The sequence below is a fragment of the Pseudomonas sp. SF2 genome (assembly GCF_036858055.1).
GTDB lineage: Bacteria > Pseudomonadota > Gammaproteobacteria > Pseudomonadales > Pseudomonadaceae > Aquipseudomonas.
In genome coordinates this window covers 1-1758 of the sequence record NZ_JAMBDI010000057.1, presented here as the reverse complement: position 1 = coordinate 1758, position 1758 = coordinate 1, and the positions used below count along the sequence as shown (strand labels likewise).

Below are 1758 nucleotides of genomic sequence, written 5' to 3'. Positions count from 1 at the left end.
GTATTCGGTGCGTTTGAAAATCCCCCCTCCGGTATTATTCCAATCAAAAACTAATACCTTGCTCAAGCGTTGATAGTAAATCTTTCGAGTTGACCGGTTGAGGCAGAGACTAGATAAGCTTTTTATAAGGTAGATTCGATAGGCGAGGAAGGGGAGGAATATGAAGGGGGTAAGTGAAAATCCGATCATCAGCGCTAGGTCAAATGTATAGGGGTTCCAGGCATCGCTTGAGAAAAAAGAGGAAGGGTAGATGCCGATCATTGTTATCATTATTGATGCGCAGTAAAGTTTTCCCATGAAAACTGAGTCTGTAATCCAGGGGTTTCGAAGGCATAAAGTATTTTTGGATAAGGTCAATATCTGTCCGCCAATAGCCGGTTTATGGCCTGAGTCGGATGTCGTGTTGAATAGCCAGATGGTAGCCATGATCAGCGCCCAAGACGGAAAATTGAATGGATGCAATTGCCTTTTTCCAACCCTTGATTGGCACTGTAGGCTAAATGTAGTGAGACATGGTGTTGGTTGGATAGCGTGTTCTCGAAATGCAGAACCAAACCCGCAGCTACAAGGTGGGCAGAGGGCGCGATTGGGAAAACATCCAGCCCCCCATTGTCACGAAAGCTACTTAGGCTTCCTGACCATTCGCTTACCCCTAACACGAAGCTTGGCAGAAGCACTGTGAACTCAGCGGTTGGCTGAGCAGTGGCTACTTCGTTATGTGTTATGGCTGTCCAGTTTGGCGGCGTCCAGTGATCGTTTTGATGCCATCGGGTGTCGACTTTAGCTACACCGAGTGATATTGCCTGCTCAGCTGAAAGTAGTTTTGGCCCAAAATGCTCATTGTGCCAAGCTTCGATTTCCGCGTGCAGCGATGGGAATGCAGGCAGTTTTTTTTCATAGTCCAAGGTGATTTCAGGATGGACCTCTCCATCGTTAGTACGATTGCCGAAGATGCTGCGTGCTGCCCAAAGCTCAATTGGGCTGTGAAGTTGCTCATGTGCTTTGGCGTGAAGATAGAAGCCTCCTGCGAGGATTGCTGCACCTACAAGGACAAGCGCAGCTGCAGCCCATCCAGCAAAGGGCACCAACGACGTAGCGCCAGCAACTGCAAGTCCTGCTTCAAGTATGACAATGGAGCCAGCAGCCATGGTTGCCCCGCCAACCGCTGTATACCTGGCTGCCATTTGGTTACCATTGTTGCGCTGACGCTGTGCCTTAAGTACATCAGAAATTAGTCCTGTTATTATTGCCGGGTATCCCGCTAAACGCGCAAACAGATTACTGCTCAAGAATTTTATAATCCCATTGCCAAAGGCCATGCCAGGCGCCGTTGAGCTCAACCTCAGCATGACGGCCTTTTGCGTTGCGCGTACACTGACCAATGTCGCCGCCGCCGCACCGATCACCCCGAAAATCGATGAAGCGAACCCCATGGTGTATTCCGGTGCATCGCTCTGCTGCAGGCTGTGGTAGGCGGTCTTGAGCGAAATCACGTTGAACCACAGCATTCCCGCATTCAATCCACCGCCGCCGCCCGATGTGAGTAACCCGAGAAAGTTGGGTTTTACTCGCGCGGTGGTGGTCAGTTCGATTGACACCGTCCGGCTTCCCGAGATGCGTAGCTCTTTCATCTCTTCAACTTGCGCCATGCCGTTCTTCAGGTACTTCTCCACCTCCTGACTGAACGGATTGTCCCGAATAGCCTGCCCGGTGATCTGGTAGCGCGCTGCCAGCAGCCCCAGCGCTTTCTCGGCATTG

2 pseudogenes are annotated in these 1758 nt (G+C 51.0%); both read right to left on the bottom strand.

Going from position 1 to position 1758, the window contains the following annotated elements:
* Positions 1-426: pseudogene (locus M2S36_RS23540) on the bottom strand (hypothetical protein); the annotation flags it as partial.
* A gap of 2 nt (positions 427-428) precedes the next feature.
* Positions 429-1758: pseudogene (locus tag M2S36_RS23535) on the bottom strand (T6SS effector BTH_I2691 family protein); the annotation flags it as partial.